The sequence below is a fragment of the Paenibacillus lupini genome (genome assembly GCF_011761355.1).
Lineage (GTDB): Bacteria > Bacillota > Bacilli > Paenibacillales > Paenibacillaceae > Pristimantibacillus > Pristimantibacillus lupini.
Genome location: NZ_JAASRW010000004.1, coordinates 201,163 through 221,162 on the forward strand (window position 1 = coordinate 201,163; position 20,000 = coordinate 221,162).

Below are 20,000 nucleotides of genomic sequence, written 5' to 3' on the forward strand. Positions count from 1 at the left end.
AATTGTTTAACAAGCTGGGAGGCAACAGACAGTAATGGTGCGCGTCAAGACAGATAAGTCTCTTTCGTTATACACACTCGCTTGGCCGATTGCCATCGAGTTGATTTTACAATTTCTAATGGGAACTGTGGACTCCTTGATGGTCAGTAAGCTTGGGGATAACGCGGTATCGGCCGTAGGCGTATCTAATCAGGTTATGCGTTCGTTATTAACCATCTTTGTGCTGATTAACGGTGGTGTAGGCATTATTATTGCACGGAAATGGGGAGCAGGCGACCCGAATACAGCACGTCGTGCAGCGGCTATGGCTATAAAAGTTGGGGTTATTAGTGGAGCGCTTGTCAGTGTCTTGTTTGCTTTTGGCTCGGGGGCGATTGTGCATCTCATGGGTACACCTGCCGAAGTGGTGCCACAGGCAACTACCTATATGACGTTTATTGGAGCATGCTCCATTCTGACAGAGATGACCATGATGCTGACGGTGATGATCCGAAATACAGGCAATACGCGTGGGCCGATGATGATTGCTATTGGGATGAACGCAGTCCATGTTCTACTGAACTATGTGTTTATTTTCGGAGAGTTTGGTTTTCATCAGATGGGGATTGAAGGGATTGGGATCTCGACCATCATCAGCCGCCTGCTTGCGGTAATCGTTGGAGTATGGCTGCTGCTTCGATCATTCCCGAGTCCGTTTCAGCGGAATGACTGGCGTGGATTCGACCGTCCGCTGCTGAAGGAAATGATCGGAATTGGTCTGCCGAATCTGGGTAATGCTGCATCATGGGGGTATTCCCAGATCGTAACGCTGGCCATCGTATCCTCGATGGGAGCAGTCCAGCTCGCGACATTTTCTTACTTCAACATTACCCAGCAGCTGCCTTGGCTGATTGGTAATTCAATTGGGATGGCCGTTCAAATTCAGTGTGGTCAGCTATACGGCGGAAAGCGGTATGACCAGGTATACCGAGCGCCTTATAAAGCTGCAGCAATTGGAATTATACCGACACTTACGCTTGCGGTTCTGCTATATGTATTTGGGAATACGACGGTCGGGTGGTTCACTTCGGATCAGGAGATTACGAGCTTGCTGCTGCCATTATTCCTCTGGTGTATAGTCTGGCAGCCGATGCGTACATGGACTTATTCATTCAATCAGTCTTTGATGGCGATAGGTGAAGCTAGGTTTGTTGCGCTGAGTAGTGTCCTTGGCATGTGGATCTTTGCAACAGGCGGAGCTTATGTATTTGGCGTGGTGCTCGGAATGGGCGTCAAAGGCGTATTATTCGGCTTATTGCTCGACGAGTTCCTCCGTGCGATCCTTGTCGGTTGGCGCTGGCTCGGCCGCCGCAAGCTGCCACGGCAAGTCGAGCAGCCAACTGCTGTTCAGACAGTGTAGACGAATGTTGGGTGGCTATCTCACAAGAGGAAACTCCTGGGGAGATTAGCTGTGTTATGCGATAAGACCCTGCGAGGGTCTTATCGGGTGAAAGTTAAGTGAAGTTAGTAATCATAAGACCCTGCGAGGGTCTTATTTTTTTGAAATTGGCAGAAAACTGCCACGTTGTAATCGGTATGAGGTCCAATAAGACCCTGCGGGGGGCTTATCGGGTGATCGTTAAGTGAAATGAGTAATCATAAGACCCTGTGAGGGTCTTATCGCTATGCATCCACGTGCCAAATCCCATCGTCTTTTTAAATGACTTATGAGATACCCTTTTTTTGGGGGCAGCGGAGCCCTACGTTGGAAAGTATCCAGTATAATGGCGGATGGATTTGCTGCTCAAATGCCACGTTGGAGTTCATCCAATGATATGGACGCTATAGAGGCAATTTGCTCTCTTGAGGTCTTTTCTATTGGATGAAATCCAGTCTGCGATTGACAGTGGTGTGAATACGAGCGATTACGTTGTACGAAATCCAGTCTGCGTTTGGCGGGCAGCGATGGGATGGCTTTGAAGTGAAGTAAAGTGAAGTAAAGTGAAGTAAAGTGGCCCTAGAGCAGCACCGGTGCTGTGCATCACATACTCCCAAATGAAGGGATTACCAGCTTCAAGCTTGAACTATTATGCTAATCAAGCATTGGAGGAATGTAATTGTACCGGTATGTTCTATTACTCGTGTTTGTGCTAGTGGCAGGCTGCAGCAACCAGACTAACATAATTCAAAAGAATAGCAGTTCAACAATCGCACTTGAGCAATATTATTTCTCGGGCATAGAGGAGCGGATCAATCAGTTAAGCGCAAAGCTCCTCGCAGATGGCTATAAAGTGAGTGCCCCCGTCTCGTACAAGCATGAAGGCTCAATCGAATATTCTATATACTCAACAAAAGAAATACCTAGAGGTCAGATTGCGGTTGAAGATCAGAAAGCCGCGCGTTACGCGGATGAATTCGATGTAGGTTATGACGGTAATGGCATCGCATTGGAATAAGAAGGACGTCGTTCCGGTTGACACCGAAAAACCCGTTATTATATAGTTAGATTATGGATTAGCACTCTGATATTGAGAGTGCTAACGAACAAGTTAAATAACTGAAGGGAGAACGTTATCTCAATGGAAAAGCAACAATTTAAAGCAGAATCGAAGCGCCTCTTGGAGATGATGATCAACTCTATTTATACACAGCGCGAAATTTTCTTAAGAGAGCTGATCTCGAATGCCAGTGATGCGATCGACAAGATTTACTATAAGGCACTGACAGATGATCAACTGGTATTTAACAAAGAAAGCTATTACATAAAAGTAACAGCTGACAAAGCAAATCGTACGCTGACTCTCTCTGATACGGGCATCGGCATGACGCAGGAAGATCTGGAGAACAACCTTGGCGTTATCGCGAAGAGTGGATCGCTGGCGTTCAAGAAGGAGAACGAAGCGAAGGATGGCCACAACATTATCGGTCAATTTGGCGTAGGCTTCTACTCAGCGTTCATGGTGGCGGACAAAGTTGAAGTAATCAGTAAAGCGCTTGGTGAGAAAGAGGCTTACAAGTGGGAGTCGGAAGGCGCTGACGGCTATTCGATTACACCTGCGGACAAAGAAACGGTTGGCACGGACATCATTATGACGATCAAGCCAAACACCGAGGACGATAACTACGATGAGTTCCTTGAGGAATACCGCCTCAGAGCCATCATCAAGAAATACTCGGACTTCATCCGTTACCCAATCAAGATGGATATGAAGGGCCAGCGTCCGAAAGAGGGCAGCGAAGGCGAATTCGAGGAATACCAAGAAGAACAAACCGTCAACAGCATGGTGCCGATCTGGCGGAAAAATAAAAGCGAGCTGACACAGGAAGACTACGATAACTTCTACTTCGAGAAGCGTTACGGCTTTGATAAACCGCTGAAGCATCTCCATATTAGTGCGGATGGTGCTGTTGTTTATAACGCAATTCTCTTTATTCCAGAGAATACGCCATTCGACTATTACACGAAGGAATTTGAAAAAGGTCTTGAGCTGTATTCGAACGGTGTCCTCATTATGGACAAATGCGCGGATCTGCTGCCGGATTATTTCAGCTTCGTGAAAGGGATGGTTGATTCCGAGGATCTGTCGCTGAACATTTCCCGGGAACTGCTGCAGCATGACCGTCAATTGCAGCTTATTGCGAAGAACATTAAGAACAAAATCAAGAGCACGCTGCAAAGCCTGCTGAAGGAAGACCGTGAGAAGTACGACGGCTTCTACAAGTCGTTTGGTAGACAGCTGAAGTTTGGCGTGTACAACGACTACGGCGCGAACAAAGATACGCTGCAAGACCTGCTCTTGTTCTACTCCTCGAAGGAGAAGAAGCAAGTTACGCTGGATGAATACGTATCGCGTATGCCGGAAGATCAGAAGTACATCTACTATGCAGCTGGCGAGTCGATTGACCGTCTGGAGAAGCTGCCGCAAGCAGAGATCGTGGCGGATAAAGGCTACGAGATGCTGTACTTCACAGACGATATCGATGAGTTCGCGATCAAGATGATTGGAACGTACAAAGAGAAGTCCTTCAAGAACGTATCAAGCGGCGACCTCGGTATCGAGTCGAATGCGGAAGAAAAGCAAGCTGAGGAAGAAGCAGCAACGGAGAACAAAGATCTGTTTGTTTCGATGAAAGAGCTGCTTGGCGACAAAGTTACAGGCGTAAAAGCTTCGAAACGTCTGAAATCCCATCCGGTTTGTCTGTCGTCAGATGGCGAAGTAACCATCGAGATGGAGAAAGTGCTGAAGGCTATGCCTAACGGCCAAGACGTGAAAGCGGACAAAGTGCTGGAGATCAACGTTAACCATGAAGTGTTCCAAGCACTCAAAGAAGCTTATAGCAATGACCAGCAGAAGCTGAACCTGTATACGAACATTTTGTACAACCAAGCCCTTCTTATTGAAGGTTTGACAGTGCAGGATCCGGTTCAATTTACAAACGATATCTGTAAAATCATGGTGTAATCGTCTGCATCAGCAGTAGAAGCCGACCTTAGGACAATGTCCTGGGGTCGGCTTTTTTGCATTCGTTCTAACATCAACCTGCCACGCATAAGCTTGTATCACTATGGTAGCGTTTACAAATATCTATGCGACGGAATCTATCAATAACGCTAGCAAGCTACTTTTCGAAAAGGGAGATGGTTAGCCAATGATTTACGCTGAGCCGGGCAAGCAGGATTCGAAGATTTCGTTTAAGAAACGGTACGACAACTACATAGGGGGCCGCTGGACGCCGCCAACGCAAGGCCAATATTTCGACAATGTATCTCCGGTGAACAATGCAGCTTTCTGTGAAATAGCTCGCTCCACGTCGGAGGATATTGAGCTTGCTCTTGATGCGGCACATGCGGCGAAAGCCGATTGGGGACGGACATCTGCAGCAGAGCGCGCTAATATATTGAACAAAATTGCGGACAGGATCGAGAGCAATCTGGAGACTTTAGCTGTTGCAGAGACTTGGGATAACGGCAAGCCAATCCGTGAATGCCTTGCGGCGGATTTGCCGCTTGCTGTTGATCATTTCCGGTATTTTGCTGGCTGTATCCGGGCGCAGGAAGGCTCGCTCAGCCAGCTCGACAACGACACGGTTGCTTATCATTATCATGAGCCGCTAGGTGTCGTTGGTCAGATCATTCCTTGGAACTTCCCGCTCTTGATGGCGACTTGGAAGCTTGCGCCAGCGCTTGCGGCGGGCAACTGCGTTGTCCTTAAGCCAGCCGAGCAGACACCTGCGTCGATCTGTGTTCTGATGGAGCTGATTGAAGATTTGCTGCCTGCAGGTGTGGTGAATATTGTAAACGGTTTCGGTCTGGAAGCCGGAAAACCCCTTGCTTCAAGCAAGAGGATTTCTAAGATTGCCTTTACCGGCGAAACAACAACGGGCCGCCTCATCATGCAATATGCTTCACAAAATCTAATTCCCGTCACGCTGGAGCTTGGCGGTAAATCTCCAAACATCTTCTTCGAGGACATTATGGCGAAGGATGATGCTCTCTTTGATAAAGCGCTCGAAGGCTTCACGCTGTTTGCGCTGAACCAAGGGGAAGTGTGTACTTGTCCGTCCCGTGCGCTGATTCAAGAGTCGATCTACGACAGCTTTATGGAGAAGGCGCTGCGGCGAGTCGCATCCATTAAACAAGGCAATCCACTGGATACGGATACGATGATCGGGGCTCAAGTCTCGACAGAGCAAATGGAGAAAATCATAAGCTACATCGACATCGGACGCCAGGAAGGGGCCGAATGCTTGATTGGCGGAGGCCGAGCAGCAATTGGAGGCGACATCGCAGATGGCTACTACATTCAGCCGACAGTGCTTCGCGGGGACAACAGTATGCGGATTTTCCAAGAGGAGATTTTCGGGCCGGTCGTTGCTGTGACGACCTTCCGTTCGCCGGAGGAGGCGCTCGCCATTGCGAATGATACGCTGTATGGTCTTGGCGCAGGCGTCTGGACAAGGGACATTAATGCAGCGTTCCGGATGGGACGGCAGATTGAAGCGGGACGCGTCTGGACGAACTGCTATCATGCTTATCCGGCACATGCGGCATTTGGCGGCTACAAAATGTCCGGCGTTGGACGCGAGAACCATAAGATGATGCTATCGCATTATCAACAGACGAAGAACCTGCTCGTCAGCTACAGCCCTGACTCGCTTGGCTTTTTCTAAGTGTCATGGCAGCGGAATCCGTGTTAAAGGTACTCGCCACGGAAAGTGCGCTTGAACTGATCGATCGGCTGCGGGCGAAGTATGGCGACGTCATGTTCCATCAATCTGGTGGGTGCTGTGATGGCAGCTCGCCGATGTGTTTTCCGCTAGGCGAGTTCCTGATTGGTGAGCAGGATGAACACCTTGGCGAGATTGGCGGCGCACCCTTCTATATGAGTAAAGCGCAATACGATTATTGGAAAAATACACAGCTCATCATCGACGTTGTACCTGGCCGCGGCGGGATGTTCTCGCTGGAAGGACCAGAGGGACTCCGCTTCTTGACGAGGTCTCGTATTTTTACCGCTGATGAGCTGCGCAGTTTAGGTTTGCTTCAAGCGTAAACGCCTAGAGAAAACTTATACTTTCTTATATTGAAGAAAAACGGTCTCCGCCTTGCCTGCGACAGGCATTGCGGAGACCGTTTTTAGTGTGCGCGATTTAATTTACTGCTTCGTCTTCCTCATCTTCTTCGTCTTCACCATAAGCGCCAACGCGGTAATCATCCGTCTTCTCGCCGTCTTCCCAAACCTCGACGAACAGTGCATCACAGTTCTCGAAATCTTCAGCATTCAGTGCTAGCACTTTTTCCTCGTCGTCACCGACGTATACATTTTCCATCCCGTCTTCCGTGAACGAGAGAACAACAAAAGTTTTCAACTTGCAGGCCCTCCTATGCAATTGTTATTGAAGCAGTATACCATATTGGGCTTATTCAGTGCCTCTCATTGATTGAGATTCATGCCAATATTTGAATCAGTCGCGGAAAAATGGGTAATAGTAGTGGAGGAGTAAGGAACGGGGGGATTCAAGGTGAAGTTTACACCCGAGCAGCGGATCACGCTGCATGGTTTCAACAATTTGACGAAGTCACTTAGCTTTAATATGTATGACATCTGTTTTACGAAGACGAAGGAAGAGCGCGAGGCATACATCGCTTACATCGATGAGCAGTACAATTCGGATCGCCTGACGAAAATTTTGAAGCAGGTAGCCGATATTATTGGAGCGCATGTGTTGAATATCGCGAAGCAGGATTATGTTCCGCAGGGCGCTAGTGTAACGATTCTTGTCTCGGAAGGGCCTATCGTAGAAGTGCCGACGGAATCTACGTATGATGAGTCGCCGGGGCCGCTTCCGGATAATGTTGTGCTCCAGCTCGACAAAAGCCATATTACCGTACATACGTATCCTGAATATCATCCAAGTGAAGGGATCAGTACATTCCGTGCCGATATTGACGTCGCTACCTGTGGAGAGATCTCGCCGCTTAAGGCGCTTAATTATTTGATCCATTCGTTTGATACGGATATTATGACGATTGATTACCGGGTGCGGGGGTTTACTAGGGATATTAATGGTAACAAGCTGTTTATTGATCATGATATCAATTCAATCCAGAACTATATTCCGGATGAGGTTATTGACCAATACGACATGATTGACGTTAATGTGTATCAGGAAAATATTTTCCACACCAAATGCAAGCTGCGGGAGTTTGATCTGAACAATTATCTGTTTGGCTATACGAAGGACAAGCTGAGCATGGACGAGCAGAAGGAAATTACGGAGCGGTTGACGGACGAGATGTATGAGATCTTTTACGGCAAAAATATTAAATGAGGTTACGGACCGGGGGATCAGGTTTCTCCCGGTTTTTTGGCACGTCCTTATAGCCGCTAACCAGCATGAAACGCGCTCCGCCATCAATAGATGGCGAAATCACCTTGTGGTATGATTAAGCAAATTCATAATTATGGGGGAGAATGTTTTATGGCATTTGAGATCGAACGGAAGTTTCTGCTCGCAGTTCCTTATGAGTCTATTGGAGATCGCATTCAGGTGCGCTCGGAGCAGCGGATTGAGCAGACTTATTTGGCACTGGAAGAGGATCAAGAATTACGTGTTCGCCGGATTACAGATGTAGGCAGTGGTGAAGTGACTTATACCCATACGTTCAAGAAGGGCTTTGGCATTAAACGCGAGGAAGTGGAGTATTCGATTAATAAAGGGCTGTACGAGCAGGTCGTGACGGCTTTTGGAGCGGTAGCTCTGACGAAAAATCGGATTACGGCGGACTGGAACGATATCGTTATTGAGATCGATATTTATGACCAAATTCAACTGACGGTGCTGGAAGTGGAGTTTGATTCCGAAGAAGCGGCGAATTCGTTTGCTGCACCGGACTGGTTTGGTGAAGATATTAGCAGATCGAAGGAATACAGCAATAAGACGGTCTGGAAGCAGCTGCAGCAGAAGTAGGGAGGCGAGGGACATGCGGAAGCTTGTGTTTTTCGTTGGCGGAGCAGGCGCAGGGAAAACAACGCTGGCCAAAGCGCTGGCACGTAAGCGTGGTGTGACGGTACTGGATATGGACACAATGCTGCGCCCGGCTGCCGTACAGATTATGACTGTTGCAGGGCTTGATCCAAATGACCGTGATTCAGAAGAGTATAAGGTGCTATGCCGAGACCTTGGGTACCGGATTACGATGGATGCCGCGCTCGAAAATATTGAGATAGGTAGCGATGTCTTTGTCATCGGACCCTTCACCAAAGAAACAAGCGATCCGTCTTGGATTGTGAAGGAATTAGCGGCGATTGGCGCCTCCCTTCATGATGTAGACGTGAAGGCGGTTATCGTCTATTTGCAGGATGATCGGCTGCATTATAGCCGGATTGAGCAGCGTGGGCTTGAGACCGATCAATATAAGCTGGAACACTGGGACTCCTTCAGCCGCTCGCTTGTCAGACGAACGCTCGCTTGGGAGCTGCCGGAGTCATCGGTCTTGTACTATGATAATTCGCGGGAGTTAGATGAATCGGCGTTAGAACACCTGGAAAGGTTCGTGTTTGGTGATGTTATTTGATCCTACGATATTTGATAATTTGAAGGTCGCTTTGGAGAACCAGATCTATGATTTGGATAACCTGGATGAAAGAATCCGGGTTGTTGATCGTGTAGACAAGCTGGATATGGCAGTAATGTCCCGCGAGTTTGCGCTGCAGTTTGTGCTGGCTGGTGCGGAACGGGAGAAGTGTGTGAAAGCCGAGGTTAAGCTTGATACGACACTTCGTGATTTGGCTACTGAGCTGCTGGAGCTGCAGGAAGGAGATCCGCCGGGCTGCAGGCTCCGCTTGCTTTATCATCTGTCGGTGACGAATGTGGAGGTGCAATGCCGCTTGATTGAAGAGGCTGTCAGGGAGAAATGGGGAACGGAGCTATTGCTCACTCAAAAGCTCAGCTTCATCTATGGTGAAGAAAGCGGCCGTTACAGTAATACGGTGGAGCTTCGTTTCAACCGCCGCATTGACGAGGAGCAGATAAACGACTTGCCTGAGCTACTTGAGCATATGATATTGACGCTTGAGGCGCTGGAGCTCCTGTAAAATGAAAGACGCACCTCATGATGACGGACAAGCGATAAGGCACTGAGAGGGCCTTATTTGTCCAATACATAGTAGGAAAAGTAATCATAAGACCCTGACAGGGTCTTATTTACTTCCAGGAACCGATAAAGAAGGTGGGTGCCTGCACAAGCAATAAGGCCCTGAGAGGGCCTTATTGGATCAAAGTATAGTAGGAAAAGTAATTATAAGACCCTGAGAGGGCCTTATTTGCAGTTAAGTTTCATTAAAGGTTCTAACTCCATAATAGGTTTTGTAAGCAGGACAAACTTAAACCTACTGAGGAGGAAATGAACATGAACAAGTACGTAAAAACATTTGGTATAACAGCAGCCCTGGCGGTAATGGTGCCACTAAGCGCATTCGCGGCAACCAGCCCAACATCATCGACAGCAGGAGCTGCTGCATCGGCACAAGTCCAAGCTGATGGCAGTACGAAACAAGCAGATGGGATGCATGGTCGTGGTGGATTTGGCGGTAAATTCATCTCCGACTCTGTATTGACGTTACTTAACCTGGATCGTGAAACACTCAATAAGAAGCTTGCTGCAGGCAGCACGCTTGCAGAAATCGCAACAGAGCAAGGTGTGGCGAGTGATGATCTGAAGGCGGTTTTAACCTCAGCATTCGAAGAGCGCCAAACCAATGATAAGAGTCAATTCTCTGCGAATTTAGATAATCTGATCAATAATGAACAGCTATCCGAGGGACGTGAAGGCCGCAGAGGACGTGGTTTTGGACATACCCTGGATGCAGCTGCGACTGCACTGAATATGACGGAAGATGAGCTGAAAACAGAGCTGCAAGCCGGTAAAACCATTGCAGACTTAGCCGAAGAAAAAGGCATCAGCGAAGATACGGTGACTGCAGCACTCGAAACAGCGATTAACGCTGAAATTGATCAAGCCGTCACAGATGGTAAGCTGACAGCGAATGAAGCAGCAACGAAGAAAGAAGAAACTGCCGCACAAGCTCAAAGCATCGTAAACGGTGAATTCAATCTCAAAGGTGACGGTTCGCATCATGGTGGTGGCATGAAACAGAAAGCCCAAACAGAAACAGACGATACTACAGCTGCCGAGACCAACGCTTAATGTAAGGCACGTAAATCGTCAGTAATCCCGGTAAATACTGCCGCTACAGCGGCAAATCACGTTTGCTGAAGGCGATAATACCTGCGGCAAAGCTGGCGAGACCAATAGCGAGTAAGATTATTGCTGCGAGCAGCGGATGTCCGTTACCCGCAGCGATATCGCTTGGCCGGTACAGCGAGAAGATGGAGGCGTATCGCAGCCACTCGACGCTGCCGCTGATTTTACCGAGCATATCGAGGGCAAACATCCCAAATACGATAAAACCGGAGGTTCCGAGTGCTTTTTTCTCATCGTTCATGATCGAAGACAGGAAAAAAGCGATGCCACTTGCAGCGATAAACAGCATCCAAGCAACGACATTCATTTGAATATATCGAGCACCGTTAAACTCATATTTATCGCCAATAAACCAGATATACCCGAGCATTCCTGCTGCAGTTGTCACAACCATAATAAGCAGAAGTCCTGTGGACAGCACGCCTGCTTGCGTTGTGGCAATCTGCCGGCGGGTTGTTGGTGTGGAGAGCAAGTAAGCCATTGAGCCTTGATCCACCAAGCGGGCCATCAGTCCAGTAGATAGCATAATGCTGAAAATAGAAAGCAGAAGAGGTAATATAAGTCCGTAATATTCGCCAGAGATGAAGGCTTCCATGCTGCCAAAGCCGCCTTGAATATTAAAGGCGTTTACGATGCCCTCAGGCATCGATTTCAGCAGTTCATTCAGCGCTCCCGTATTGTCCGCAATACCGGGATAAAGCCAGAACATAAGCAGAATATAGAAGGCTGAGCCAAAAGCATAATTGCTCATCCCCTTCGCATGAATCTTCATCATTTGCTTGAATAATGGGAGGTTCATCAGCTAACAGCCCCCTTGTCAGCGCTTCGGTCGTAATACTGCATAAAGACATCTTCGAGATTTTGCGCCGTGATGTCCAGGCTGCGTACTTTATATTTCGCGGCTTCATGAATAAGCTCGTTGTAATTACCCTGCACAGCCACGGTTACCCTTCTTCCATCATGTGACTCTATCGGCACATTGCCGTTCTGCATGAACGCACCCGCATCTTCCACATGCTCGAATACAATCACAAGCAGCTTCCGCTGCATCGATTGCAGCTCATGAATATTATTTGTTGCCACTAGGCGTCCATCCTTAATGATTGCGGCGCGATCACAAGTCCGTTCGATCTCCGGGAAGCTATGCGAGGACATAAGAAAAGTTGTGCCCCGGGCTTTCTCTTCCAGCACAAGCTCGATAAAGAGCTGCTGCATTAATGGATCAAGGCCGGAAGTGGGCTCATCCAAAATAATAAACTCCGGGCTATGCATAAAGGCAGCGACGATGCCAACCTTTTGCTTCATCCCTTTGGACATTTTCCGGATAGGAGTATTCACATCGAACTGAAGCCGATTAATTAGCTGCTCGCGTTTCACAGAGCTGTCCACGCGCTGCATACGGGCTAGAAAATCAAGAAACTCCTTCCCCGACATCCCCTCAATAAACGCAATCTCTCCCGGCAAATACCCGACCAGCTTCTGAACCGCACCTTGCTTCTCCCAAGTATTAAGACCTTTAATGGCTGCACTGCCGCGATCGGGCTTCATGAAGCCCATAATATGGCGGATCGTTGTGGATTTGCCCGCACCGTTAGGTCCAAGAAAGCCAAATACCTCACCTTGCTCCACAGTGAAGGAGACATCAGTAATCCCTTTTCCACCTTGAAAAAGCTTCGTTAAACCGTCTACGACCAGCATGCTGACCGCACCTCTTTTCGAAAAGTTATGAAATAATTAACGTCTTATATTTCATAATTATGATAGGCTCGGCCCAAACGTAAGTCAATGGGTTATGAAATATTTATGTGCTATAATTTCATTAATTCCTATTAAAGCCGGAGGGTAAAATGAACGGATTTGAAAAAAGAGCCGAGCAGTTGAAAGCAAGAATCAGGACAGTCGTTCTGGAGATGCTTCAAACCTGTGAGCCTAAAAATATTCGCATTGCCGATATCGCCGCAGAAGCGGGTGTGTCTCAAGTAACGATCTATAATTATTTTGGCAGCAAGGAAGAGCTTATTCGGGATGTCTTCAAGCAATATTACTGGGGCAAAGTAGAGGAGTTTGAACGTTTTATTGAAGGTCAGCCGTCCTTTAAGCAGTTTGTGGAGTACATCATTCTGGAGGATAAGGAGGCTTTCCGTAAATTCACACCAGCTGCCATTCAGGAAATGATGCGTTCGGATGAAGAGATCAGCCGGGATATCGATGAGATTTACCGGACGAAGGGCTTGCCGCTTGTCACCAAGCTGATTGAAGGCTACAAGCAAAAGGGAGAAATCTCGGATAAAGTATCTACGACTGCGATATTGGCTTATATCAACATGTTTAACGCACAATCTCGTATGCTGCTTGAACAAGCAGAGCATAGCGGCCAAGGGGATGTGTTTTTCGAAGAGTTTATTCATCTGTTCTTCTACGGCATATGTGGGATTGAGCCAAGCCTCTAGGCAAATGGATTTATTGTTAGATTGCTATTCCTGCCTTGCTATTGGTACAATACACCGTAGTAGAGAAGACAAGGGAGCTGTATCGATTGACGAAAGCAAAGAAGAGCGGTATCGGGCAAGGAACGGGCAAGAAGGGCTGGAGCCGCTGGGATAAAGCAGCAAAGCAGAAGAGCGCCAAACGGATCTTCGGCAAAGGAACCAAAGCTGCAACTGACAAGAAGGAAGAAGCTGGCGGAGCCGGAGGCGGAGAAAAAGTAAGCAAGTGATTGCCTAAATTTCACATATCCGTTATAGTTGATTCAATTGCATAATGCGTGCGGGTGCTGGATAAAGTCCGGCTGAGATAGGTAACTTGTTTGCCTGACCGTTAATCTGAACCAGGTAATGCTGGCGTAGAGAACCGATTGAATTGTAACCATTCGTGTATTCTCGAGTGGTTTTTTCTGTTGTTCGAACGCCTTCATGTTTAGTTACCAATGGTTACTAAAGCAGAGGAGTGACAAGGAACAATGCAAATGCAAACACAAACAAGCAAGTTTAGCGAAAGACTGTATGAGAGCTCGAAGATGATCTGGGAACAGAGCCATCGGCATCCTTTTCTCGAGGAATTAAAGGCTGGGACGCTGGATCCCGCGAAGTTTATTTTTTACCTCAAGCAAGACTACATCTACTTAATCGATTATGCCAAAATGTTCGCTTACGGCAGCATTAAGGCAACCGACCTCCAAACGATGGGGAAGTTCTCTGAGCTGTGCCACTCGATTCTTAATGTGGAGATGGGGCTGCATCGGCAGTATGCCGAGCGCTTTGGCGTCACCCAGGAAGAGCTAGAGAGAACGGAACCTTCTCCAACTACAATCGCTTATACCAAATACTTACTCGACGTTGCCGCACATGGCTCTCTTGCTGAGGTTGCGGCTGCGGTGCTGCCTTGTATGTGGAGCTACCGCGAGATTGGCGTTTTGTTCGCAGCTGCTGGGCCTGGCGTAATGGACCATTCGCTTTACCGTGATTGGGTTCTGATGTACAGCTCTGATGAGTTTGGCGAACTGACGGACTGGTGCATCGGCATCATGGATCAACTGGCAGACGGATTGCCAGAGCAGGAGCTTGCAAAGCTCGAGCAGCATTTTATCATGGCTTCCAAGCTTGAATATATGTTCTGGGATATGGCTTACAGGCTGAAAGGCTGGCCGGTGTGAGCGGGCAGCAAGTGACTGTAGAAGAAAGGCATGCAGGTTTATCGATTAAGGGATTAACCTACCGATTTGATGGCGAGGAGCCGTTGTTCGAAGGGCTTGACCTGGACATTCCACAAGGGCAATTTGTCAGTATCGTAGCGGCAAGCGGTATGGGCAAAACAACCCTGTTCCGCCTGCTGGCAGGTCTGCTTCAGCCAAACGCCGGCACGATTCGTGTAGCCGGGGCTGGGCAAGGGCATGGGCAAGGAAGCCGCAGCGGGATTGGCTACATGCCTCAGCGTGACTGCCTGATGCCTTGGCGGACTGTGCTGGATAACGCAGCAATAGGCTTAGAACTTGCAGGAGTATCAAAGCGGGATGCCCGAAGCAGAGTGCTTGAACTGCTGCCGGAATTGGGGCTTGCCGGTACGGAAACGAAATATCCACATGAGCTGTCTGGAGGAATGCGGCAGCGGGTATCCTTCCTCCGTTCGCTGCTAGGCGGCGGAGAACTGCTGCTCCTTGATGAGCCGTTTAGCGCACTTGATGCTATGACACGGGTAAGCATGCAGCAATGGCTGCTCCAGGTGTGGGAGAAGCATCGGAAGACAATCCTGTTCATCACACATGATATCGACGAAGCGCTTCTGCTGTCGGATCGAGTGTTAATTGCAGCAACAAGGCCGATTACCAAGCTGGAGCCGTTAGAGGTAGAATTGCCTCGTCCACGTACATACGAGACCACCTTGGATGAACGATTTGTGGCGCTCAAGCGGCAGCTGCTCTCGCAACTTGGCCGGATTACCTCCACCTTGGAAGGAGGTAACAGCTGATGCGGAAATGGATAGAGAAGCTGCCGATCGTTCTATTCATTGTTCTTTTAGCGGCGTGCTGGGAAGTTGGAACGATGGTATTCGATATTCCACCATATATCATTCCGAGACTGTCGGATGTTTTCGCCGCGATAGGGGATAACGCAGCACTTCTAGGCAAGCATTTTGTTATAACGCTGTGGGAAGCGCTGCTTGGGCTAACCTTCTCCATCCTATGCGGCATGTTGTCTGCGATCTGGATTGACAGCTCAAGCCTCGCTCGTAAAACGATTTACCCGCTGATCGTTGCTTCGCAGACGATTCCGATTATCGCGCTGTCGCCAATTATGGTCATGTGGTTTGGTTATGAGATGGGGAGCAAGGTTGCGGTCGTTATCTTATTTACATTCTTCCCAGTTGCGGTTAATACCGCAGACGGATTCCGTACAGCAGATCGCGAGATCGGAGAACTGCTTCGATCGATGGGTGCGGGAAGAACACAGCTGTTCCTCAAGTGGAAGATCCCTTCCGCGCTGCCTTCCTTCTTCACTGGACTCAAGATGGCAGCCGCGATCAGTGTTGGAGGTGCAACACTTGGCGAATGGCTTGGCGGAGAAGCTGGCCTTGGCGTATTTACGAAACGAGCGGCAAATATGCTGCGCGGCGATGATGTGTTCGCCGGAGTACTGCTGCTGTCCCTAATGGGAGTTGCCTTGTTTGTTGCTGCACAATTCATAGAGAGACTGATGCTTGGGCACCGTCGAAATGGCTAGAGTTAGCCATTTGAAAGGCATTTGAAGGGAGTTTTAATTATGTTTTGGTCTAATAATCGATTCATCAAATCAGGATTAGCCGTAGGACTCGTATTCACTTTACTGCTGGCAGCTTGTTCCTCCACGAAGGACAGCAATAATTCCGGCAGCAGCGCAGGAAAAGAAAAAGAAACGGAAGAGTTGACCGTCTTATTGGATTGGTATCCGAATGCGGTACATACCTTTTTGTATGCGGCGGAGGAGCAGGGGTATTTTGCAGAAGAAGGGCTTAAAGTTAAGCTGCAGATGCCTGCCGATACGACAGATGCACTGAAGCTTGTAGCTACAGGCAAGGCTGATCTGGCGCTCAGCTATCAAATGCAAGTTGCATTAGCACGAGCGGAAGAGATTCCGGTTGTCTCCGTTGGGGCGATCGTCCGTCATCCGTTGAATCAGCTGTTTGTAACTGAGGCTTCGGGTATTAAGAGTCCTAAGGATCTTATCGGAAAAAAAGTCGGGTATCCATCCGTTCCGCTTGATGAAGCGCTTGTTAACACGATGGTGCAGGCAGACGGAGGCGATCCGTCGAAATTAGATTATGTAGATATCGGCTGGGATCTGATCCCGGCGATGACGACAAAACGTGTTGACGGTATTATTGGTGGTTATATCAATCATGAGAAGCTGCTGCTCGAGAAGGAAGGCGAGAAGCTTACCTCGTTCAATCCAGCGGATTATGGCGTACCGGATTATTATGAGCTTGTACTGACGGCAAGTGAGAAAGAGCTGGACAGCAAAGGTGACACGATAAAACGTTTCCTTGCAGCCGCAGCCAAAGGCCAAGCGTATACGGCAAGCCATCCGGATGAAGCCTTACAGCTGCTGCTCGATAAGCAGAGCACAGACTTCCCGCTGGATGCTGATATCGAGAAGCAAAGCTTATCTATTTTGCTCCCGCTGATGGACGCGGGTGAAGAAGCTTTTGGCAGCCAGACGGAGGAGTCCTGGAACAAGGTGATCAATTGGCTGACAGAGCAAGATCAGATTAAGACGCCGGTAAAGGCGGCGGATGCTTTCCGCAATTTGTAGGCAATATTGGTTGATGCTTGCGATGTAAGAATCGCCACAATGGCCTTAAAGAGGCCATTTGTGTGACAATTCTTTAAGCGAATGCTTACGAAGTAAGAATTGCCACAATGGCCTTTAAGAGCCCATTAGTGTGACAATTCTTTAAGCGAATGCTTACGAAGTAAGAATTGCCACAATGGCTTTTAAGAGCCCATTAGTGTGACAATTCTTTAAGCGAATGCTTACGAAGTAAGAATTGCCACAATGGCCTTTAAGAGCCATTAGTGTGACAATTCTTTTTAGGAGGTTTGGCAGATGGATGAGAGACTGGAGAGATATTCAAGGCAGATGCTGTTCGCCCCTATCGGCGAAAGTGGTCAGCAGAAGCTGAGCGAAAGCGCCGTATGCATCATTGGCATGGGCGCGCTTGGTACCGTACTGGCCAATCATATGGTTCGGGCAGGCGTCGGAATGGTTCGGATCGTGGACCGGGACTATGTGGAGAAAAGTAATCTGCAGCGTCAAATGCTGTACGATGAGGATGATGTACGGGAGGGGTATCCGAAGGCGATTGCTGCCGAGCGGAAGCTTCGCCGCATCAACTCGGATGTGAAGATTGAAGCGGTAGTGGCGGATGTAACGGTCCATAATATCGACGATTTGCTGGGCGGTATGGATCTGGTGCTCGACGGTACTGATAACTTCCAGACACGGTTCCTGCTGAACGATGCCTGTTTCCGCAGAGGTATTCCTTTCACCTATGGCGGTGCAGTAAGCTCGCGCGGCATGAGCGCGATTCTGGTGCCGGGCAAGACGCCTTGCCTGCGCTGCTTCCTGCCTTCGGCGGACAGCGGCGGCCAAACCTGCGATACCATTGGCGTTATTGCGCCGGTTGTTGATATTGTCGCCTCCTACCAAGCGGTAGAGGCGCTTAAATATTTGGTTGAAGCGGACAAAGCAAGACGAAACAGTCTTGTCACTTTTGATCTGTGGAGCAATTACTACTACGAGATGAAGCTGGGTGAAGCGGCAAAAGAATGCCCTTGCTGCCAGCTCAAGGAGTACCCGGCGCTGCAAGTGACGGAGACGGATCAGACAGTCTCGTTATGTGGACGCAGTACGGTTCAGATCAGTGGACATGGGCCTCTTAATCTGGAGCAATGGCATAAACGGCTGGAGCCTGCTGCGGTAAAGGTAGAGCTTAATGCGTATTTGCTGAAAGCTGAGCTGCCGGAAGGCGAACGGCTTGTCCTATTCCCAGATGGCAGAGTTCTTGTGCAGGGGACAGAGGATATTGTGCGCGCCAAGACGTTGTATGCCCGGTATATCGGCTATTAAGAAAATCATTCATTAACACATAAGAGGGAGATGAGAGCAGGATGAAGGAGTTTCGTCTGTATGCGATAACGGGAGAACAGTTCCACCCGGGCCGGGAGATGCTGGAAGTGATGGAGGAAGCGATGAAGGGCGGCGTTGACATCGTTCAACTGCGGGACAAAGACAGCAGCCCTGAAGTAGTGCTAAGCAAAGCAAAAGCGCTGCGCGAGCTGACCCGTAAATACGGTGTGACCTTTATCGTGAATGATTATATCGACATTGCGCTGGAAGTAGACGCAGACGGTGTTCATCTCGGACAGGATGATGTATCGCTTGTAGAAGCAAGACGCCGTGTCGGCAATAAAATCATCGGAATTTCCACGCATGCGATTGAGGAAGCGCTGCTTGCAGAGGAGCAAGGCGCCGACTATATCGGGGTTGGTCCGGTTTTCGCAACGAAGACGAAGGTGGACGTTGTTGATCCGGTGACGGTTGATTATGTGAAGCAGGTTACGGAGCGGGTTAATATCCCATATGTTGCGATTGGCGGTATTAAGCTCAGCAACGTGGATGAGGTTATTGCAGCAGGAGCTACCCGTATTTGTGCGGTCAGCGAGATCGTCGGAAGCTCTGATGTCGCAGGTACCTGCCAGGCCTTCCTCCGCAAGCTGGAAGGAGCGGGGCAATCTCATGCAGCTGATCATTAATGGTGAGGCCAAAGAACTGGACGCAACGACGATTCAGGATGTTGTTGTTCATTTTGGCTTAGAAGGACGGCCGCTTGTCGTGGAAGCGGACGGCGAGATTGTTGCGAAGGAACAGTGGCCGGACATCGAGGTTCGACCGCTGATGAAGATCGAACTGGTTCATTTTGTTGGGGGAGGCTGAGCAGATGAAGAAGGATGTATGGCATATTGGAGGACATGAGCTGACCTCGCGCTTTTTTATCGGGACGGGATTATTCCCAAGCCCTTATGTGCAAAAGGAAGCAATCCGGGAGTCCGGGGCGGAAGTATTAACCTTCGCTATTCGCAGGATTAACCTCGCATCAACGGAGGATGATTCGATTCTGCAGCACGTGGAAGGTGAATCGTTCCAATACCTGCCGAACACGTCGGGAGCCAGCACAGCAGAGGAAGCGGTGCGGATCGCAAGACTAGCTCGTGCTTCAGGGCTTAGCGATTGGATTAAGGTAGAGATCAGCGCAAATGAGCGCACGCTGCTGCCGGATCCGCTTGAGACACTGAAGGCAACGGAAATTCTCGTAAAAGAAGGCTTTACGGTTCTCCCTTATACGTCGGATGATCCGATTCTGTGCAAAAGGCTGGAGGAAGCTGGAGCAGCAGCGGTTATGCCTGGCGCTGCCCCTATAGGTACAGGTCTTGGGATTCTGAACCCTTATAATATTAGCCTTATCGTAGAAGAAGCGAAGGTGCCGATTATCGTGGATGCAGGTCTCGGATCGGTCAGCGATGTCGCGCAGGCGATGGAGCTTGGTGTTTCTGGCGTATTAATGAATACGCCGGTAGCGAAGGCGAAGGACCCTGTTGGTATGGCTCGGGCGATGAGACTCGCCATTGAAGCAGGCCGTCTGTCGTATTTGTCTGGACGGATATCGAAGAAACGTTACGCCTCTGCAAGCAGCGGGCATGAACAGTTTATTGTGAAATAGT

Annotated in this window: 23 protein-coding genes; 20 read left to right on the top strand and 3 right to left on the bottom strand. The window is 49.0% G+C overall.

Going from position 1 to position 20,000, the window contains the following annotated elements; translation table 11 throughout:
• Positions 1-34: 34 nt before the first annotated feature.
• From FHS17_RS14360 to FHS17_RS14380, 5 genes are all read left to right on the top strand, one after another.
• Positions 35-1,399, top strand: a complete 1,365-nt coding sequence (locus FHS17_RS14360; protein WP_167279101.1) for an MATE family efflux transporter — start codon at positions 35-37, stop codon at positions 1,397-1,399.
• A 697-nt stretch (positions 1,400-2,096) separates the two neighbouring features.
• Positions 2,097-2,435, top strand: a complete 339-nt coding sequence (locus FHS17_RS14365) for a hypothetical protein (protein ID WP_167279102.1) — start codon at positions 2,097-2,099, stop codon at positions 2,433-2,435.
• A 123-nt stretch (positions 2,436-2,558) separates the two neighbouring features.
• On the top strand, positions 2,559-4,442 hold the full coding sequence (gene htpG / locus FHS17_RS14370; RefSeq protein ID WP_167279103.1) for a molecular chaperone HtpG: 1,884 nt from the start codon (positions 2,559-2,561) through the stop codon (positions 4,440-4,442).
• A gap of 187 nt (positions 4,443-4,629) precedes the next feature.
• Positions 4,630-6,150 carry an aldehyde dehydrogenase gene (adh, locus tag FHS17_RS14375; protein ID WP_167279104.1) on the top strand — a complete coding sequence of 507 codons (1,521 nt, stop codon included), beginning with the start codon at positions 4,630-4,632 and terminating at the stop codon, positions 6,148-6,150.
• 5 nt (positions 6,151-6,155) lie between these two features.
• Positions 6,156-6,533: a DUF779 domain-containing protein gene (locus FHS17_RS14380; protein WP_167279105.1), complete on the top strand. Its 378-nt coding sequence runs from the start codon at positions 6,156-6,158 to the stop codon at positions 6,531-6,533.
• A 97-nt stretch (positions 6,534-6,630) separates the two neighbouring features.
• On the opposite strand, the gene FHS17_RS14385 is transcribed toward FHS17_RS14380, so the two are convergent.
• The gene (locus tag FHS17_RS14385; RefSeq protein WP_167279106.1) at positions 6,631-6,849 is read right to left on the bottom strand and encodes a hypothetical protein; all 219 of its coding nucleotides are present in this window, start codon (positions 6,847-6,849) and stop codon (positions 6,631-6,633) included.
• 153 nt (positions 6,850-7,002) lie between these two features.
• Here FHS17_RS14385 and speD point away from each other — a divergent pair, with 153 nt between their 5' ends.
• The 5 genes from speD (at position 7,003) to FHS17_RS14410 (ending at position 10,690) form a co-directional block, all read left to right on the top strand.
• The gene (gene speD, locus FHS17_RS14390) at positions 7,003-7,812 is read left to right on the top strand and encodes an adenosylmethionine decarboxylase (protein ID WP_167279107.1); all 810 of its coding nucleotides are present in this window, start codon (positions 7,003-7,005) and stop codon (positions 7,810-7,812) included.
• 150 nt (positions 7,813-7,962) lie between these two features.
• Positions 7,963-8,451 (top strand): CYTH domain-containing protein, encoded by a 489-nt coding sequence (locus tag FHS17_RS14395; RefSeq protein WP_167279108.1) that lies wholly within the window; start codon positions 7,963-7,965, stop codon positions 8,449-8,451.
• 13 nt (positions 8,452-8,464) lie between these two features.
• Complete coding sequence (locus tag FHS17_RS14400) at positions 8,465-9,058, top strand: P-loop nucleotide/nucleoside kinase family protein (RefSeq protein WP_167279109.1); 594 nt, start codon at positions 8,465-8,467, stop codon at positions 9,056-9,058.
• Positions 9,048-9,578 carry a hypothetical protein gene (locus tag FHS17_RS14405; protein WP_167279503.1) on the top strand — a complete coding sequence of 177 codons (531 nt, stop codon included), beginning with the start codon at positions 9,048-9,050 and terminating at the stop codon, positions 9,576-9,578. The genes FHS17_RS14400 and FHS17_RS14405 overlap by 11 nt, the downstream gene beginning before the upstream one ends.
• A gap of 314 nt (positions 9,579-9,892) precedes the next feature.
• A complete protein-coding gene (locus tag FHS17_RS14410) occupies positions 9,893-10,690 on the top strand; it encodes a hypothetical protein (protein ID WP_167279110.1) in 798 nt (265 codons plus the stop codon).
• Between the two features lie 43 nt (positions 10,691-10,733).
• On the opposite strand, the gene FHS17_RS14415 is transcribed toward FHS17_RS14410, so the two are convergent.
• Positions 10,734-11,546 (bottom strand): ABC transporter permease subunit, encoded by an 813-nt coding sequence (locus FHS17_RS14415; protein WP_167279111.1) that lies wholly within the window; start codon positions 11,544-11,546, stop codon positions 10,734-10,736.
• Positions 11,546-12,445 (bottom strand): ABC transporter ATP-binding protein, encoded by a 900-nt coding sequence (locus FHS17_RS14420; protein ID WP_167279112.1) that lies wholly within the window; start codon positions 12,443-12,445, stop codon positions 11,546-11,548. Before FHS17_RS14420 ends, FHS17_RS14415 begins: the two co-directional genes overlap by 1 nt.
• Positions 12,446-12,594: 149 nt before the next feature.
• Between FHS17_RS14420 and FHS17_RS14425 the strand changes: the two genes are divergently transcribed.
• The 10 genes from FHS17_RS14425 to FHS17_RS14470 all read left to right on the top strand — a co-directional run bounded on the left by FHS17_RS14425 (position 12,595) and on the right by FHS17_RS14470 (position 19,999).
• Positions 12,595-13,197, top strand: a complete 603-nt coding sequence (locus tag FHS17_RS14425; protein ID WP_167279113.1) for a TetR/AcrR family transcriptional regulator — start codon at positions 12,595-12,597, stop codon at positions 13,195-13,197.
• 86 nt (positions 13,198-13,283) lie between these two features.
• Positions 13,284-13,463: a DUF3934 domain-containing protein gene (locus tag FHS17_RS14430; protein ID WP_167279114.1), complete on the top strand. Its 180-nt coding sequence runs from the start codon at positions 13,284-13,286 to the stop codon at positions 13,461-13,463.
• Positions 13,464-13,712: 249 nt separating this feature from the next.
• Entirely contained in the window at positions 13,713-14,399 is a 687-nt protein-coding gene (gene tenA / locus FHS17_RS14435) for a thiaminase II (RefSeq protein ID WP_415639826.1), read from the top strand.
• Positions 14,400-14,410: 11 nt separating this feature from the next.
• Positions 14,411-15,211, top strand: a complete 801-nt coding sequence (locus tag FHS17_RS14440; RefSeq protein ID WP_167279116.1) for an ATP-binding cassette domain-containing protein — start codon at positions 14,411-14,413, stop codon at positions 15,209-15,211.
• The gene (locus FHS17_RS14445) at positions 15,211-15,963 is read left to right on the top strand and encodes an ABC transporter permease (protein ID WP_167279117.1); all 753 of its coding nucleotides are present in this window, start codon (positions 15,211-15,213) and stop codon (positions 15,961-15,963) included. Before FHS17_RS14440 ends, FHS17_RS14445 begins: the two co-directional genes overlap by 1 nt.
• Before the next feature lie 39 nt (positions 15,964-16,002).
• The gene (locus FHS17_RS14450; protein WP_167279118.1) at positions 16,003-17,031 is read left to right on the top strand and encodes an ABC transporter substrate-binding protein; all 1,029 of its coding nucleotides are present in this window, start codon (positions 16,003-16,005) and stop codon (positions 17,029-17,031) included.
• A gap of 294 nt (positions 17,032-17,325) precedes the next feature.
• Positions 17,326-18,348: a thiazole biosynthesis adenylyltransferase ThiF gene (locus FHS17_RS14455; RefSeq protein WP_167279119.1), complete on the top strand. Its 1,023-nt coding sequence runs from the start codon at positions 17,326-17,328 to the stop codon at positions 18,346-18,348.
• Positions 18,349-18,389: 41 nt separating this feature from the next.
• Positions 18,390-19,034 carry a thiamine phosphate synthase gene (gene thiE / locus FHS17_RS14460; RefSeq protein WP_167279120.1) on the top strand — a complete coding sequence of 215 codons (645 nt, stop codon included), beginning with the start codon at positions 18,390-18,392 and terminating at the stop codon, positions 19,032-19,034.
• Entirely contained in the window at positions 19,018-19,215 is a 198-nt protein-coding gene (gene thiS / locus FHS17_RS14465) for a sulfur carrier protein ThiS (protein ID WP_167279121.1), read from the top strand. The genes thiE and thiS overlap by 17 nt, the downstream gene beginning before the upstream one ends.
• A 4-nt stretch (positions 19,216-19,219) precedes the next feature.
• On the top strand, positions 19,220-19,999 hold the full coding sequence (locus tag FHS17_RS14470) for a thiazole synthase (RefSeq protein WP_167279122.1): 780 nt from the start codon (positions 19,220-19,222) through the stop codon (positions 19,997-19,999).
• Position 20,000: the final 1 nt, after the last annotated feature.

Coding starts and splice junctions, on each gene's coding strand:
- FHS17_RS14360 (WP_167279101.1), top strand. CDS start 35: ATGGTGCGCGTCAAGACAGATAAGTCTCTTTCGTTATACACACTCGCT.
- htpG (WP_167279103.1), top strand. CDS start 2,559: ATGGAAAAGCAACAATTTAAAGCAGAATCGAAGCGCCTCTTGGAGATG.
- adh (WP_167279104.1), top strand. CDS start 4,630: ATGATTTACGCTGAGCCGGGCAAGCAGGATTCGAAGATTTCGTTTAAG.
- FHS17_RS14380 (WP_167279105.1), top strand. CDS start 6,156: ATGGCAGCGGAATCCGTGTTAAAGGTACTCGCCACGGAAAGTGCGCTT.
- FHS17_RS14395 (WP_167279108.1), top strand. CDS start 7,963: ATGGCATTTGAGATCGAACGGAAGTTTCTGCTCGCAGTTCCTTATGAG.
- FHS17_RS14400 (WP_167279109.1), top strand. CDS start 8,465: ATGCGGAAGCTTGTGTTTTTCGTTGGCGGAGCAGGCGCAGGGAAAACA.
- FHS17_RS14405 (WP_167279503.1), top strand. CDS start 9,048: ATGTTATTTGATCCTACGATATTTGATAATTTGAAGGTCGCTTTGGAG.
- FHS17_RS14410 (WP_167279110.1), top strand. CDS start 9,893: ATGAACAAGTACGTAAAAACATTTGGTATAACAGCAGCCCTGGCGGTA.
- FHS17_RS14415 (WP_167279111.1), bottom strand. CDS start 11,546: ATGAACCTCCCATTATTCAAGCAAATGATGAAGATTCATGCGAAGGGG.
- FHS17_RS14420 (WP_167279112.1), bottom strand. CDS start 12,445: ATGCTGGTCGTAGACGGTTTAACGAAGCTTTTTCAAGGTGGAAAAGGG.
- FHS17_RS14425 (WP_167279113.1), top strand. CDS start 12,595: ATGAACGGATTTGAAAAAAGAGCCGAGCAGTTGAAAGCAAGAATCAGG.
- tenA (WP_415639826.1), top strand. CDS start 13,713: ATGCAAACACAAACAAGCAAGTTTAGCGAAAGACTGTATGAGAGCTCG.
- FHS17_RS14445 (WP_167279117.1), top strand. CDS start 15,211: ATGCGGAAATGGATAGAGAAGCTGCCGATCGTTCTATTCATTGTTCTT.
- FHS17_RS14450 (WP_167279118.1), top strand. CDS start 16,003: ATGTTTTGGTCTAATAATCGATTCATCAAATCAGGATTAGCCGTAGGA.
- FHS17_RS14455 (WP_167279119.1), top strand. CDS start 17,326: ATGGATGAGAGACTGGAGAGATATTCAAGGCAGATGCTGTTCGCCCCT.
- thiE (WP_167279120.1), top strand. CDS start 18,390: ATGAAGGAGTTTCGTCTGTATGCGATAACGGGAGAACAGTTCCACCCG.
- thiS (WP_167279121.1), top strand. CDS start 19,018: ATGCAGCTGATCATTAATGGTGAGGCCAAAGAACTGGACGCAACGACG.
- FHS17_RS14470 (WP_167279122.1), top strand. CDS start 19,220: ATGAAGAAGGATGTATGGCATATTGGAGGACATGAGCTGACCTCGCGC.